Here is a 14,011-nt window from a genome sequence, read left to right as displayed (position 1 = left end):
AATTCGTAACCTATTGCCGGAACAAAGCAGGCTTATCTAAACGTAGCAGAGGGCGGGGGCGGGTACACTTTCTTCGCAGCGGGAGCGATTTGCCCGAACGCAGTGAGGGATGGCCCGCAGTACGTACTTCCTAGAACGATTCGATGTATTGGCGTGCCGCTGGCCTGCCCGGCACATGTATCTAAGTACGTACTAAAGCAGCCGCGCGGGTCATTTAGCGGGAGCGGAGAAAAAGTGCACCCGCCCCCACCCAAGCTGAGCTGTACCGAGTTTGTTTTAACCACGTACGGACAGATAAACTGCAATTTATGTATACTTACGTATAATAGTATTTAGAGTAGTATAATAGTATTGGATACGGATTTCTTTTGCTCACAAGGAAGGTGACAAATATGATGATCAGCAATTCCGTCATGTCGACGAATATCTTAAACATCATGGACAAACATCAATTCAAACTGTCCAAGCATATGCACCATCTGGCGACTGGCCAGCGCGTTGCCAGTGTCGCGGATGATCCTTCGGGCTGGGCCATCGGCCAGCGCATGGACGTGCGCATCCGCAGCCTTGATGCCTCCAGCCGCAATGCCCAGTTTTCCCTCAGCATGCTGAAGGTCGCGGAGGGCGGCGTGAGCTCCACCATCGACATCCTGCGCAACCTCAAGGAAAAAGCCATCGAGGCCGCCAGCGATACCTGCACAGATACGGACCGCCGCACCATCCAAAAGCTCTTTGACCAATTCGGCGATCAGATCAACGACAACGCAAGCGTCACCTATAACGGCAAATTGCTGCTCGACGGTTCCATGGCCTCGGCCGCTGAACCGACGGCACAGGTGCTCACCAACCAGAGCCTTGCCACCACGACCACCGCCAGCACCAAGCTGACTGACCTGAAACGCCGGGACGGCTCTTCGCTGAACATCCAGGAAGGCGATACCGTGAACCTCTCCTATATCAAGGACGGCAAGACATACTCGGCCAGCTACCAAGCCGGCACCACTACCCTTGCAGACATGCTTACCCAATTCAATGCCATTGACCAGTCAATTTTTGACCCGTCAAAATTGCAGACCGATTCCACCATTGGCGTGGATGCCCATGGTGAGACCGTCCACACCGCCGACGAGCAGAATGCCGTTTCCTTCACGGCTGCCGCCACGGGCCTTGATGGCGCCGTTTCAGGCATCACCATCAGCATCACCGACACCAAGGGACAGGTCAAGAAAACGGCCACTACGGCCCTCAACGACTTCAAGGAAAGCATCGCGCCGCGCGATCAGCAGGGCGATTCGAGCTTCTACATCGCCAGCAGTGCCGATGCCAACCGTGGCATCCGTGGCTCCATCGACGACATGAGCTCCTACGCCCTCGGGCTGACCGGCAAAAATGGCCACGCCATCGACGTGACCACGCAAAAAGGCGCCAATGCCGCCATGAGTGCCATCGACCGGGCCCTCGAACGCGCCCTTGACCAGCAGACCACCATCGGCGCCATGAGCATGCGCCTCGAATACACCATCAGCAATCTCACCACCGAAAGCGAGAATCTCACGGCAGCCATGTCCACCATCCTCGATGCCAACATGGCCAAGGAAATGACCGAATTCACCAAAGAAAACATCCTGCTGCAAGCCGCCCAGGCCATGCTGGCCCAGAACAACCACAGCGCCGGCTGGTTCCTGAGCCTCTTGCAAGGTTGAAGCTTTCCATAGCTGCCGCCCTATCGTTCCATCTGCCCAGCCGCTCCTTGAATCGTTCAAGGAGCTTTTTTCATAGCCTGCATATCCGTGACAGTCACACCGCTCTTATGCACCATAGCCAGCCTCTGCGCCCGATGCATGTTTTACATATTCCGCCGCAGCCATTCCCGCAAGACGAGCACGTGATTTTCCTGCGTGTTTTTCGCCGCATACACCAAGGTCACATTCTGCGCCTCCAGCAGCTCCCGGCAATGGGCAGCAAAAGCCGCCGCCCCTTCGCTAGCTGCCAGTTCTTCCTGATAGGCCTCCGCAAAGCCATCAAAGGGCATCTCGCCCTGGTGATACAAGCGCCGGATTTCGGTACCAGGCGTGATGACCTTGGCCCATTCATCGAGATGAGCCGCTTCCTTCTTGATGCCTCGCGGCCACAATCTATCCACCAATATCCGGTATCCATCACTTTCCTCTGGCGGTTCATAGATGCGCTTGAGTAAAATCCTGTTCTCCATAAGCAATCCTTTCTGCAAGCCTTCCCTCCACCTGCCTCTATCCAGGAATACCTTAGCACATCCCGTCCCCATTTGCTGTCAGCTTTATCACACCCCCACATAAACAGGCGGTCTGACATGTCAAGATTTGACATGTCAGACCGCCTGTTTGCGCAGGTTATCCCTTTGTTGCCTGCCAGCTTTTCCAAATCTCCGGCTCATAACCAACGGTTGACTCTTTGCCGTTCCTTACCACCGGTGTCTTTATGACCTGCTGATTCTCCAGAAGCGTCTTCAGCTTATCGGCCATATAGGTTACGCGGGCTAAGGCTTCTTTATCCTTGCAATCCGGATCGATCATCCCATCGATGCCCCCATGGGCCTTGGCCACGGACTGGAATTCGCCTTTGCTCATGCCCTTGTCCAGCATGTCGATGAATTGGAACTTTATTCCGCGCTCTTTAAAGAACCGCTGGGCTTTCTTCGTATCGTTACACTTCTTGGTGCCGAAAATCTGTATATTCATAATTTCCTTCTTTCACTACTGATGCATATATTTTCCGCAGGGGCTTTGGCCGCAGCAAGGACAGATCTTCCGTCGCCGCCAGCTGGCTCAGCATCGTTTCCACAAAGGCCTGCATATTAGGGCTCATGCCAACACCAGTGGCACATTTACGCTGCCACCACTCGTATTCGGCCTGAAAGGTGAATTCATCCCGGCCATAGGCTTTGGCCGCCCCCAGGCAGTCACAAATCATTTCCACCGCGTATTTGTAGGGCATATCCTGCGGGTGGGCACCATGATCGAAGTTATCCCACCAAGCCTCATAATGATGGAGATTCCGTCCATGATGATGAATCCAGGCCATGGACAGGCCGTTGTTTTCCCGCTTGCAGATCTTTATCGGCGAAACCTTGCCATTGTAGTATTTTACGCTTTCGATAAACTCCGTCGGCGAGAATTTTGACCAGTCATGCATAAAACCTTGCCACGGAATCCCCGCAATACAGCAAAACCGAAACACCCAATACTTATGACGCAAAATCATCCAAGTATGACCACAGACACGTTCCACCAGATTCACAAGCCCAGCCTCCAACAATCGACAAATATTCTTTCTCAAGTATAATACGTTTCGCGTGTCCTGTATATCCCTTATTTCCTGCAGTTTTCATCATTGTAAAAAAGTCTGCTGCACATAATGGCTGTGCAGCAGACTTTGCTATCTTATCAATCTTCTTTGAATTCGCGGATCACTACTTTTTCGGCACCGTCGGTATCCGTGAGCTGCAGGCTCACGACCTCGTGGGACGAGGTCGGTACGTTCTTGCCGACGAAATCGGCACGGATGGGCAGCTCGCGATGGCCGCGGTCAATGAGGACGGCCAGCTGGATGGTCTTGGGACGGCCCATATCGATGAGGGCGTCGAGAGCCGCGCGGATCGTGCGCCCTGTATAGAGCACATCATCGACGAGCACCACGGTCTTGCCCGTGATATCCACAGGCAGTTCCGTCGGATGGACGATGGGCTGGTACGAGAGCGTTGACAGATCATCACGGTAGAGGGTGATGTCGAGGACACCGACTGGCGGTTTCGTGCCTTCGATGCGCTCGATGCTGGCGGCGATGCGCTCAGCAATCGGCACGCCGCGCGTGCGGATACCTACGAGCACGATGTTCTCGACGCCCTTGTTCTTCTCGACAATCTCATGGGAAATGCGCGTCAACGCGCGGCGGATTCCCTCGGAATCCATGAGTACGGTCTTATCCGTCAATACTGGCATAATCTGTCACTCCCGTCTTTTCTTATCGCTAGGTATATCGTGCCATCAAGGCTGCATCGCAGCAGCTTTCCTGCGGTCCTTGGCCAGGCGGTCACGCAGGCCTGTGAGTATCCGCTGCATGTCCGCAGGCAGCGGAGCTGTAAACGTCATCGGCTCGCCTGTCCCCGGGTGCGTCAGTGTCAGCGTCAGCGAATGCAGGGCCTGTCCCTCGATGGCAAAAGGCGACGGCTTTTTCGGGCCATACTTGGGATCGTTGACAAGCGGATGCCCAATGCTCGTCATATGGACGCGGATCTGATGCGTGCGCCCTGTCTCAAGACGGCATTCAATCAGCGTGTAGTCACCGAACCGCTCAAGCACCTTGAAATGCGTGACCGCCGGCTTGCCATTCTCACGGACAATAGCCATTTTCTTGCGGTCGGTGGGATGGCGGCCGATGTCGCCCTTGATGATCCCCGCCTCTTCCTTGATGTTGCCATGCACGATGGCCCAGTAGATGCGGTGCGCCGCCTTCGTGCGGATCTGCTCTGCCAGGTCGATATGCGCCTTGTCGTTCTTGGCGCAGACCATGACACCCGAGGTATCCTTATCGAGCCGGTGCACGATGCCCGGGCGGATCTCGCCGTTGATGCCCGAAAGATCGTGGCAATGGCAGAGCAATGCGTTGACGAGCGTCCCGGTATTGACGCCCGCCGCCGGATGCACGACCATGCCGCGCGCTTTGTTGACGACGATGATATCCTCATCTTCGTAGAGCACATCCAGAGGGATATCCTCTGCCTTGATCTCCACCGATGCCGCCTCGGGTACCGTCAAACTGACCTGCTCGCCACCGCGCAGCTTGTAGTTCGCCTTGCGGACCGCCCCATCCACCAGTGCCGCGCCCTCTGTGATGAGCTTCTGCACATGTGCTCTTGACAAGTCAGGCTGCTGGCGCGTCAAAAAGACGTCCAGCCGCTCGCCAGCCTTATCTGCTATGAATAACAATGGTTCTGCCATATCAATCCTCTGTATCTTTCATCTTGTATAGAATTGCATATATCATGCTGGCAACACCAAGCACAATCGCTATATCGGCAATGTTGAACACCGGCCAGACGCGGAAATCGATGAAGTCGATGACCAGTCCGTTCCGGATGCGGTCGATGAGATTGCCCACAGCACCAGACAGCAGCGCCACGCAGCCGTAATGGAACCAGCCGCACTGGCGCCTGAGCCGCGGATAATAGTAAAGGAACGCCGCGACGATGATGATCCCCGCCAGGATGAAGAACCAGCGCTGATGCGCAAGCATCCCGAAGGCTGCCCCTGGATTGAGGATGTACGTGATGTGGAATATCCCCGGCACAACCGGTATCGTCTCACCGAGCAGCATGGCCGTGCTGACATAGCTTTTGACTACCTGATCCAATACCAGCAGAACAACAAACAAACAAAAGGCCATCACTTACTTACTCTTTCTCCTCGCTTGCCTTGTCTTTCTCCTCAGCTTCCTCAGCAGCTGCCTGCTCCGTTACCTGGGGCTCTTCGGCGGTCTGCTGCGCAGCTGCCTGCTTCTGCTGCTCAGCCTGGCGCTCAGCGGCTTCCGGGTCCGGCAGCACACGCAGCGTCTCATTGATGACAGCCAGCTCCGACTCCATCGTCACCTTGACCTTGCGCAGGAACTGGTTCTTCTCGCGCACGAGGCGGTCGTACTCAGCGACGATGCTGCGCACCTTGGCAGCTGCATCATCGAGCTGCTTCTTAGCCTGCATCTCGGCCTCATGGCGCATGTTCTGGCACTCCCTGGCCGTGTTCTCGCGCAGCTCCTCAGCATTCTGGCGCGCATTCGACGTCACTTCCTCCGCCGTCTTCTGAGCCACCAGCAGCGTGTCCTTGAGGTTCTGCTCCAGCTGCTGATACTGTTCGTTGTCCTTGCGTGCCCGCTCAAGCTCCTCCTTGAGGCGGTCGTTGTCACGGAACAGCTTCTCGTAGTCGTTGACGACCTGGTCGAGGAAATCGTCGATCTCATCCTCGTTGTAGCCGCGGAAACTGCGTTTGAAATCTTTGTTATGGATGTCCATTGGTGTAAGCAAGGTTATTATCTCCCATCTGAAACGAGTATTTGTCTATCACATATAGCGCTTGAGGACCACGACCGTGCGGCCCTTCTTCGTCGTGCCGCGCACCTCAGCGACCTCCAGGCGGCCACGGCCGCGCATCGAGAGGATGTCCCCCTCCTTGACGGTCTGCGAGGCACTCTTGACCGGCTGCCAGTTGAGCTTCAGCTTGTCGGCGGCAATGTCAGCCGCTGCCCGGCTGCGCGAGGAGCCAAAGCCCGATGCCGCAATCGAGTCGACACGCAGGGATGCCACCGTCGCGCGGATTTCCTTGCAGCGCTCTTCCTTCGGCGCGATCGAGGAAAGCTCGACGCGCTGGCAGCTCACGCCGACAGCACCAATCTTCGTGAGGTTCGCGAGGAAATATTCTGCCATCTTCTTGTCGCAGAGGATCTTGACGCTGTCATTCGTCACGAGCAGGTCACCGATGCAGTCGCGCTCGATGCCAAGCCCCATGAGGGCCCCGAGCACATCGCGGTGCGAGAGGCGGGCAAACTGCCCATTCCAGCGCGCCTCGATGCAGTCAATGTCAAAGCCTGCCGGCGTCCCCAAAAAGTCCTCATGCACATAAATGGCGCGGCAGCGTTCCGCGCCCTGATAGCCCCCCGCGAAGTCGACGCGCAGCCGGCCGTAGTTGGCCGCCACGGTCTCGGCGATTTCCTGCCCGAAGGGGTCGAGGAAGCCGCTCATGCGGAACTTCTGGTTGCGCAGGACGGCCTCAGCCATATCGACGAGCTTTATGACCGCTTCCTCGCCCTCCGTCCCCTTGTAGAAACGGATCAGTTTTTCTTTCTGTTCACTTGCCATGTTGCTCTAGTTCCCTTATTTCTTCAGCCAGGGCATCTCCGTCGATACCCGGCGATCTTCTTCCGTATAGCTGACGTTGACGTTGCTCGGCGCACAGAGGAATACGTTGTGACCGACCTTCTTGATCTCACCGTTCAGCGCGTACGTCGTACCACTGATAAAGTCAATGATGCGCTTAGCTGCCTCGGCGTCCGTCTTCTCGAAATTGATGACGACCGGCTTCTTCTCACGCAGGTTGTTGGCGACCTGCTGCGCATCGTCAAAGGTCTGCGGCTCGATGACAATGACCTTCATCTTGTAGTTGGTCACGGTGTTCTCGCGCGCCGTTGCGGCCGAGTGGAAGTCCACGACGTTGTGGGCGCCCTCTTTCTCATGATTCATAGCCTGTTCCTCCTCGGCTGGTTCACGTTTCATCTCCGGCTTCTGCTCGCGTTCCTCGTCGGCGAAATCGAGCTTCTCGTCCTCGGGGTCCATCAGGCCCATCTTTCCGCAAACTTTATCAATAATACTCATAATGCCACCTCTTTAGTATTGTCGCGGTCCAAAAATCGCGGTTCCTACCCGGACTATATTTGCGCCCTCTTCGACCGCAATGGGGTAGTCATGGGTCATACCCATAGATAAATATGTAATATTCGCCGTTGGATACGGCAATTCCTTTACTTGCTGGTAAATTTCATGCATTTCCCGGAACAACGGCCGGCACAGCTCGACGTCTTCGTAGTTCGGTGCGATGCACATCAAGCCGCGCAGGCAGAGATGCGGCAGCGTCTCGACCAGATCGAGCATGGCCCGCAGGTCTTCCTTATAGACCCCGGATTTGCTGTCCTCCTTGGCCAGGTTGACCTGCACCAGGATGTCCTGGACCTTGCCGATCTTGCCAGCCTCCTTGTCCAGTGCCTTGGCCAGATGCGGCGTATCCACCGAATGGATCAGGTCGAAAATCTGCACCGCCACCTTGGCCTTGTTCGTCTGCAGATGGCCGATCAGATGCCAGGTCACTTCGCGGTCCAGCACCGCGTATTTCTCCTTGGCCTCCTGGATGCGGTTCTCACCCACATCGGTCGCACCAGCATCGATGGCTTCGCGCATCGCCGCCACATCGTGATTCTTCGTCACGGCGATGAGTTTTACGGGCGCATCCTTGGGCACGCGGGTGCGTCGTTCCATGCTGGCAGCGATAGCGGCCTCGACTTCATGAAACTTCTCTTTTATCATGCGATTACCCCCGATCAGTATTTCGTAAGTGCCAGGACAGCTGCCATGCGGCCCGTGGTGCCGCCATCGGCGCGGTAGGAATAGAACCACTGGTGCTTGCAGGCTGTGCAGGTATCGGCCATCTCGATGTTCTCGCTGCGCACGCCGATATCCATGAGCTGCAGGCGGTTGGCCTGCCAAAGGTTCAGATGCGGCTTGCCATCTTCTGCCAGCACGATCTTGTCCTCATGAGCAGGGAAGGCCTGCCGGAACTCATCCGCCACGTTTTCGCCGACCTCATAGCAGCAGGGCCCGATGGCCGGCCCGATGCCGACGAGGAGCTCGTCGGGATTGGTGCCGAACTCGCGCTGCATCGCCTGGGCAGTCTTCTGCGCGATCTTGTTCACCGTACCCTTCCAGCCGCCATGGGCGATGCCGATGGCCCGATGCTCGGGGTCAAGGAACAGGATGGGCGTGCAGTCTGCAAAGCAGAGCACCAGCGGCAGCCCTGGCTCGTCGGTGATCAAGGCATCCGTGGCCGCAATCGCATCGGCGTAGTCACGCGCCCCGCGGCCGACCTCAGCTGCCCCGACGCGCATGACGGCATCGCCATGCACCTGCTCCGGCGTGACCATGTTCTCGGGCTTCAGCCCCAAGGCATGCAGGAACCGCTGCCGGTTCTGCCAGACGGCCTGCGGGTCGTCACCGACATGCAACGCCATGTTCAGCGAGTCATAGGGCTTCTTGCTCACGCCGCCGAGGCGTCCCGTCAGACCATGCACACAAAGGTCCTCCGTAAATGACGAGAACTTGCCCCGCCAGAGATTATCCCGCATATGTTCAAGCACAAAACTCATCCATCGCACCCTCTTTGTTTGCTAGATTTGTTGATGTTATCCCCTGCTCAGCAGACCCCGCAGCGGTGGCAGCCGTCAAAGCACGGGATCGTCGCCTTGAGGCCGCCAGCCTTTTCAAGCTCTGCGTACAGGTACTCCCGCGTGAAGCCCATGTCGAGCCTGTCCCAGGGGAATACCTCCTGCTCCTTTCGCTCGCGGTAGAGCTCCTCCGCCAGCGAAAGGCCGCATTCCTTCATAGCCCGCTTGAATGCCTTGCTGCCGCCAAGCTCATGGGCCAGGAGCAAGGCCTCGCCGACCCGGCGGCCGCCGCGGGCGATGACGCCCTGGATATAGGCCTCCTTGGGCGACTCGACGTTGACAATGATATGCTTGCGCTTCTTGAGCTCCTGGGTCAGGCGCTTGAAGGCATGCTCTACATACTTGCGGTCGGCCATGGGCTTCCACTGGAACGGCGTGAAAGGCTTGGGGATGAACGGATTGACGCTGAGCGTCAGCGTCCCCTTCGCCCCCTTTTCCTCCATGTAGTCCTTGAGACGGTTCGCCAGGTCGATGATGGCATCGATATCCGCCTCCTGCTCAAAGGGCAGGCCCAGCATGAGATACAGGCGGAAATTGCGGATGCCCGCCTTGAGCCCCAGCTCCATGGCATTGAACAGGTGCTCCTCCTCGATGCCCTTGTTGATGACTGCACGCATGCGCCGGCTTCCCGCCTCGGGCGCCATCGTCAGCGTCTTGAGGCCGCTCTGGGCTAGCGAATCGACGAGCTCCTTCGTCACCGAATCGGCGCGGAAGGACGCCACCGACATCGACAGCCCCTCGCCGAGGATCTCGCGGCAGAGTTCGTTGATTTCGGGATAATCCGAAATCGCCGCCCCCATCAGGCCGATGCGGCGCTTATGCTTGAGCGCCGCCTTGACCTCCCGCGTGATGACGCCCAGGGAGCGGTTGCGCGGCCGCCGGAAGCAGTAGCCCGCCATGCAGAACCGGCAGTGGCGGCCACAGCCCCGCGCCGTCTCTATGAGATAGAAGTTGAACTCGGTGTTGTCCGTGATGACCACCGTATGGGCCGGATGCGCGTCAAGGTCCTGCACCCACTGGCGGCTGACCCGCTCGGGAGCCCCCGGCAGGGCCTGGATGGCCGTCAGATGTCCCGCTTCATCGTACTGGTGCTCATAGAGGGACGGCACATAGATGCCCGGAACCTTGGCGATATGCAAGAGCATCTCCTGACGGCTCATGCCCTGTGCCTGGGCCTCGTGCCAGGCATCCATGAAGGCCGGCATGATGACCTCGCCCTCGCCGATGACAAAGGCATCGACGACGCCGGAAAGCGGCTCAGGGTTGAATGTCGCACAGGGCCCTCCCGCGATGACGAGGGGGTCTTTTTCCGTGCGCTCAGCCGCCTTCACCCTGACCTTGCCCAGCGCCAGCATCTGCATGACGTTGAAATAGTCCATCTCAAAGGACAGCACAAACGCGATGATGGGAAAATCATGCAACGGCGTCTGGTTCTCGATGCTCATGAGCGGCGTGCGCGTATTCTCATAGCGCTTGAGCTCCTTGCGCTCTGGCAGGAACACGCGCTCACAAGCCACATCATCGCGCTCGTTCAAGAGCTCATAGACGATGTGCAGGCCGAGATTCGACATGCCGACGAAATACGAATTGGGATAGACCAGCGCCACGGGCGTCCGCGTGCCCATCGGGTAGCGGTAATAGCCAGTCTCCTGCGCCAGTTGCTCCTTCAGTTCTCGTTTGAGTTCCCAATCCAAATGCTTTCTTCCTCCCAGTCCTGCTTATGCCTGTCTTACTTATCCTTCGCTTCTTCGCCCTTGTGGGCCTGCAGTACCTTGAGCTCCTCAAGGAAGCTGCTGATATCGGCAAACTTGCGGTATACCGATGCAAAACGGATATAGGCGACCTCATCGAAGTCCTTCAGGCGGTTCATGACGAGCTCGCCGATCTTGGACGATGGTACCTCCTGCTCCATCGTATTGCGCACATCGCGCTCGATCTCGTTGACCAGCGCCACGATGCGCTCCATCGAGATGTCGCGTTTGTCGCACGAACGCACGACGCCATTCAATATCTTGTCGCGCTTGAATACCTCGCGGCGGCCGTCCTGCTTGACGACCATCAGCGGCAATTTCTCGACGACCTCATAGGTCGTGAACCGCTTGCCGCAGCCATTGCACTCACGGCGCCGGCGGATGGTCGCGCCATCCTCGGCGGCCCGCGAGTCGATTACCCGGCTGTCGGCCTGTTTACAAAATGGACATTTCATCGCCGCACCTTCTTTTCTCGTTTGCTGTGATTGTTATTCCTATGGTTCGCCGGGCGCGGCCGTCTGCCCTTGTCCGGCATGTGTTTCTTCTCGCTGCCCTCGGGACGCACAAGGCACTTGCGGGCAAAGCCGATGAGGTCCTCGCGGTGTGCCAGGCGCAGTGCCTTGCGCACGATGGCATGGTTCTGCGGCAGCCAATACTGCATGAGGGCCCGCTGCATGAGTTTTTCCTCGTAGGACTTGGCCGTGTATACCTTCTCCCCCGTCAGCGGGTCGATGCCCGTATACCACATGGCCGTCGAGAGGGTGCCCGGCGTTGGGATGAAGTCCTGCACCTGCTGCGGATGGTAGCCCATGTCACGGATGAATTCCGCCAGCTCGATGGCATCAGCAAGCTCGGAGCCCGGATGGCTCGACATGAAATACGGCACGAGGTACTGCTTCAGCCCGAGTTTCTCGTTCGTACGGCGGAACCTTTCCGCAAAGGCCTGATAGACCTTGCGGTTCGACTTGCCCATCATGCGCGTCACCCGGTCAGATACATGCTCCGGCGCGATCTTGAGCTGCCCGCTGACATGGTACTTGCAGAGCTCCTCAAGGAATTCATCTTTGGCCAGCATCAGATAGTCGAACCGCACGCCCGAGCGCACGAAGACTTTCTTGACCCCTGGCAGGGCCCGCAGCTCACGCAGCAGCTTCAGATAGTCGCTATGGTCGGCCACCAGGTTGCGGCAGGGCACCGGCGACAGGCACGGCTTGCCACGGCAGGTGCCGCGCTCCAGCTGCCCGTCGCAGCTCGTGCGGCGGAAATTGGCCGTAGGGCCGCCGACGTCATGGATATAGCCCTTGAATCCCGGCAGCTGCGTGAGGATTTTCGCCTCGCGCAAAAGCGACGCGTGGCTGCGGCGCTGGATAATGCGCCCCTCATGGGAGATGATCGCGCAGAAATTGCAGCCGCCGAAGCAGCCGCGCTGGCTCACAAGGCTGAACTGCACTTCCTGGATGGCCGGCACCCCCCCCGCCTTGTCATAGATGGGATGCCACGTGCGCATGTACGGCAGATCGTAGATCTCATCCATCTGCTCTTCGTTAAGCGGCCGGGCAGGCGGATTCTGGACGATGCACCATTCGCCGTTCTGCTGGGCCAGCTTGCGGCCGCGGATAGCGTCCTGCTCCAGATACTCCAGCTTGAAGGACTCAGCGAATTTCTTCTTGTCCGCCGCCACCTCCGCATAGGATGGCAGGGGCAGATGATCCCAGACATAGTCCATGTTGGGCACGCGGTAGCACGTCCCCTGCACGTCCTGGATGTTCTCGATGGCTACGCCCTGCTGCAGATCCGCCGCCACCTCCAGAAGCGCCCGCTCCCCCATACCGAAGATGAGCAGGTCTGCCTGGCTGTCAGCCAGGATGGAACGGCGCACGGTGTTGCTCCAATAGTCGTAGTGGGCCAGCCGGCGCAGGCTCGCCTCGATGCCGCCGATGATGATGGGCACATCGTGATAGAGCTCGCGCAGACGGTTGCAATAGACGATCGTCGCGCGCTCAGGCCGGAAACCTGCCTTGCCCCCGGGAGAGTACGCATCCTGATGGCGAACCTTGCGCGCCGCTGTGAATTTGTTGAGCAGGGAATCCATATTGCCCGCAGAAACAAGAAACCCCAGCCGCGGTTTTCCCAGGCGGTCGAAATCCCTGGTAGAATGCCAGTCTGGCTGGGGTATGATTCCTACTTTATAGCCATGCTTTTCCAACAGGCGGCAAAGAATGGCCGGGCCAAAGCTCGGATGATCCACATAGGCATCCCCGGACACGAAGACGAAGTCGAGCTGCTGCCAGCCGCGTTCTTCCATATCCTTCTTGCTGATTGGCAAAAATCCGTTCATTATTTCTTGCTATCCCTCTTGCTGTCTGCCGACTTCTCGCCCTCTGGCGTGAAGGTCTTCTCCGTCACTTCGCCGATATCGCCAGCCTTGCCGAGATCCTTGCCGTTGACATTGAAGGCGATTGCACCGGCATTGCCTGCCGTGATGACAACCGATTCCTTGCCCTTCCAAGTCTCGGTCTTGCCCTTTTCCAGGGTGCCCTCATAGACAACCTTGCCATCGGCCTTGACCTGGGTCCAGCAGGAGCCCGTGGTCTTGGCGACGACTTCGACGCCCTCGGCCTTCTTGGCTGGAGCAGCCTGCTGCTGCGGCTTTTCCGTCTTTTCCTGCGGCGCCTTGGCCGTGGTCGTTGCCGTCTTAGCTGGCTTTGCCGTGGTCGGGCTGTCGCTGTCCGACAGCAGGAAGAAAGCACCTGCAGCTACCACGAGCAGGATGACAGCCACGAGGAAAAAGTTCTGGCGCTTATGGGAGGACTCCACCCGCTGATGGAAATCCTTGCCCGTTGAAAAAGCGGGCGCAACCTTTGCCTTCTGCGGAGCTTCCTCTTCCGCTGCCTGCTCCGCCTCTTTGGCGGCCTGAGCCGCAGCCTGCTCCGGATGATTCTCCTCGGTGAAGCGCTTGACGATCGCGTCAGCGTCCATCTTCAGGAAGTTTGCGTAGTTGCGGATAAAGCCCTTCGTATATACTTCTCCTGGCAGCTGGCTGTAGTCGCCGTTTTCAATGCACTCTATATATAACGCACGGATACTCGTGCCCTTCTCGATATCTTTAATGGTAAGATTCTGTCTTTCGCGTTCTGCACGCAGCATATCTCCTAACATATTGTATCAAAACCCTCCTGCCTGTGCTTTACAGCTTGTCAAATCTTTTCCTTCAAGCATTACCTTTTAATTATACATAATAATGC

General features: G+C 57.7%; 16 protein-coding genes. 1 reads left to right on the top strand and 15 read right to left on the bottom strand.

The features are described from left to right. Window positions 1–392: 392 nt before the first annotated feature. Window positions 393–1,703, top strand: coding sequence for a flagellin N-terminal helical domain-containing protein (locus BM181_RS13400; RefSeq protein WP_075445631.1), 1,311 nt, complete (start codon window positions 393–395; stop codon window positions 1,701–1,703). 143 nt (window positions 1,704–1,846) lie between these two features. Here the strand turns inward: BM181_RS13400 and BM181_RS13395 are convergent, their stop codons facing one another. The 15 genes from BM181_RS13395 to BM181_RS13325 form a co-directional block, all read right to left on the bottom strand. Next, window positions 1,847–2,230, bottom strand: a complete 384-nt coding sequence (locus BM181_RS13395) for a DUF488 domain-containing protein (RefSeq protein WP_371263047.1) — start codon at window positions 2,228–2,230, stop codon at window positions 1,847–1,849. A 139-nt stretch (window positions 2,231–2,369) separates the two neighbouring features. Beyond that, window positions 2,370–2,717, bottom strand: coding sequence for an arsenate reductase family protein (locus tag BM181_RS13390; protein ID WP_075445630.1), 348 nt, complete (start codon window positions 2,715–2,717; stop codon window positions 2,370–2,372). Further along, entirely contained in the window at window positions 2,683–3,276 is a 594-nt protein-coding gene (locus BM181_RS13385; protein WP_075445629.1) for a DUF5662 family protein, read from the bottom strand. The genes BM181_RS13390 and BM181_RS13385 overlap by 35 nt, the downstream gene beginning before the upstream one ends. A gap of 146 nt (window positions 3,277–3,422) precedes the next feature. Then, complete coding sequence (gene pyrR, locus BM181_RS13380; RefSeq protein WP_075445628.1) at window positions 3,423–3,977, bottom strand: bifunctional pyr operon transcriptional regulator/uracil phosphoribosyltransferase PyrR; 555 nt, start codon at window positions 3,975–3,977, stop codon at window positions 3,423–3,425. 45 nt (window positions 3,978–4,022) lie between these two features. Next, window positions 4,023–4,976 (bottom strand): RluA family pseudouridine synthase, encoded by a 954-nt coding sequence (locus BM181_RS13375; protein WP_075445627.1) that lies wholly within the window; start codon window positions 4,974–4,976, stop codon window positions 4,023–4,025. Between the two features lies 1 nt (window position 4,977). Continuing rightward, window positions 4,978–5,421: a signal peptidase II gene (lspA, locus tag BM181_RS13370; protein ID WP_075445626.1), complete on the bottom strand. Its 444-nt coding sequence runs from the start codon at window positions 5,419–5,421 to the stop codon at window positions 4,978–4,980. 7 nt (window positions 5,422–5,428) lie between these two features. Continuing rightward, on the bottom strand, window positions 5,429–6,052 hold the full coding sequence (locus BM181_RS13365; protein WP_082336329.1) for a DivIVA domain-containing protein: 624 nt from the start codon (window positions 6,050–6,052) through the stop codon (window positions 5,429–5,431). A 36-nt stretch (window positions 6,053–6,088) separates the two neighbouring features. After that, entirely contained in the window at window positions 6,089–6,883 is a 795-nt protein-coding gene (locus BM181_RS13360) for a YlmH family RNA-binding protein (protein WP_075445624.1), read from the bottom strand. Between the two features lie 15 nt (window positions 6,884–6,898). Then, window positions 6,899–7,396: a cell division protein SepF gene (locus BM181_RS13355; protein ID WP_075445623.1), complete on the bottom strand. Its 498-nt coding sequence runs from the start codon at window positions 7,394–7,396 to the stop codon at window positions 6,899–6,901. Between the two features lie 12 nt (window positions 7,397–7,408). Then, window positions 7,409–8,101, bottom strand: a complete 693-nt coding sequence (locus BM181_RS13350) for a YggS family pyridoxal phosphate-dependent enzyme (RefSeq protein ID WP_075445622.1) — start codon at window positions 8,099–8,101, stop codon at window positions 7,409–7,411. Between the two features lie 14 nt (window positions 8,102–8,115). After that, window positions 8,116–8,937 carry a peptidoglycan editing factor PgeF gene (gene pgeF / locus BM181_RS13345; RefSeq protein ID WP_075445621.1) on the bottom strand — a complete coding sequence of 274 codons (822 nt, stop codon included), beginning with the start codon at window positions 8,935–8,937 and terminating at the stop codon, window positions 8,116–8,118. A 47-nt stretch (window positions 8,938–8,984) separates the two neighbouring features. After that, complete coding sequence (locus tag BM181_RS13340) at window positions 8,985–10,709, bottom strand: TIGR03960 family B12-binding radical SAM protein (protein ID WP_075445620.1); 1,725 nt, start codon at window positions 10,707–10,709, stop codon at window positions 8,985–8,987. A gap of 35 nt (window positions 10,710–10,744) precedes the next feature. Further along, window positions 10,745–11,221, bottom strand: a complete 477-nt coding sequence (nrdR, locus tag BM181_RS13335) for a transcriptional regulator NrdR (protein ID WP_075445619.1) — start codon at window positions 11,219–11,221, stop codon at window positions 10,745–10,747. After that, window positions 11,218–13,104 carry a YgiQ family radical SAM protein gene (locus BM181_RS13330; RefSeq protein WP_075445618.1) on the bottom strand — a complete coding sequence of 629 codons (1,887 nt, stop codon included), beginning with the start codon at window positions 13,102–13,104 and terminating at the stop codon, window positions 11,218–11,220. Before BM181_RS13330 ends, nrdR begins: the two co-directional genes overlap by 4 nt. Then, entirely contained in the window at window positions 13,104–13,925 is an 822-nt protein-coding gene (locus BM181_RS13325; RefSeq protein ID WP_075445617.1) for a helix-turn-helix domain-containing protein, read from the bottom strand. Before BM181_RS13325 ends, BM181_RS13330 begins: the two co-directional genes overlap by 1 nt. Window positions 13,926–14,011 lie beyond the last annotated feature (86 nt).

Origin of the sequence: Pseudoselenomonas ruminantium (assembly GCF_900113715.1) — a bacterium.
In the GTDB taxonomy this organism is placed as follows: domain Bacteria; phylum Bacillota; class Negativicutes; order Selenomonadales; family Selenomonadaceae; genus Selenomonas_A; species Selenomonas_A caprae.
The sequence above is the reverse complement of the archived record's forward strand: the minus strand, read 5'-3'. Positions and strand labels throughout refer to the sequence as shown.

Excerpts from the sequence above, each read along its gene's own strand:
- BM181_RS13400 (WP_075445631.1), top strand. The coding sequence starts at position 393 with ATGATGATCAGCAATTCCGTCATGTCGACGAATATCTTAAACATCATG.
- BM181_RS13390 (WP_075445630.1), bottom strand. The coding sequence starts at position 2,717 with ATGAATATACAGATTTTCGGCACCAAGAAGTGTAACGATACGAAGAAA.
- pyrR (WP_075445628.1), bottom strand. The coding sequence starts at position 3,977 with ATGCCAGTATTGACGGATAAGACCGTACTCATGGATTCCGAGGGAATC.
- BM181_RS13375 (WP_075445627.1), bottom strand. The coding sequence starts at position 4,976 with ATGGCAGAACCATTGTTATTCATAGCAGATAAGGCTGGCGAGCGGCTG.
- lspA (WP_075445626.1), bottom strand. The coding sequence starts at position 5,421 with ATGGCCTTTTGTTTGTTTGTTGTTCTGCTGGTATTGGATCAGGTAGTC.
- BM181_RS13360 (WP_075445624.1), bottom strand. The coding sequence starts at position 6,883 with ATGGCAAGTGAACAGAAAGAAAAACTGATCCGTTTCTACAAGGGGACG.
- BM181_RS13355 (WP_075445623.1), bottom strand. The coding sequence starts at position 7,396 with ATGAGTATTATTGATAAAGTTTGCGGAAAGATGGGCCTGATGGACCCC.
- BM181_RS13350 (WP_075445622.1), bottom strand. The coding sequence starts at position 8,101 with ATGATAAAAGAGAAGTTTCATGAAGTCGAGGCCGCTATCGCTGCCAGC.
- pgeF (WP_075445621.1), bottom strand. The coding sequence starts at position 8,937 with ATGAGTTTTGTGCTTGAACATATGCGGGATAATCTCTGGCGGGGCAAG.
- nrdR (WP_075445619.1), bottom strand. The coding sequence starts at position 11,221 with ATGAAATGTCCATTTTGTAAACAGGCCGACAGCCGGGTAATCGACTCG.
- BM181_RS13330 (WP_075445618.1), bottom strand. The coding sequence starts at position 13,104 with ATGAACGGATTTTTGCCAATCAGCAAGAAGGATATGGAAGAACGCGGC.
- BM181_RS13325 (WP_075445617.1), bottom strand. The coding sequence starts at position 13,925 with ATGTTAGGAGATATGCTGCGTGCAGAACGCGAAAGACAGAATCTTACC.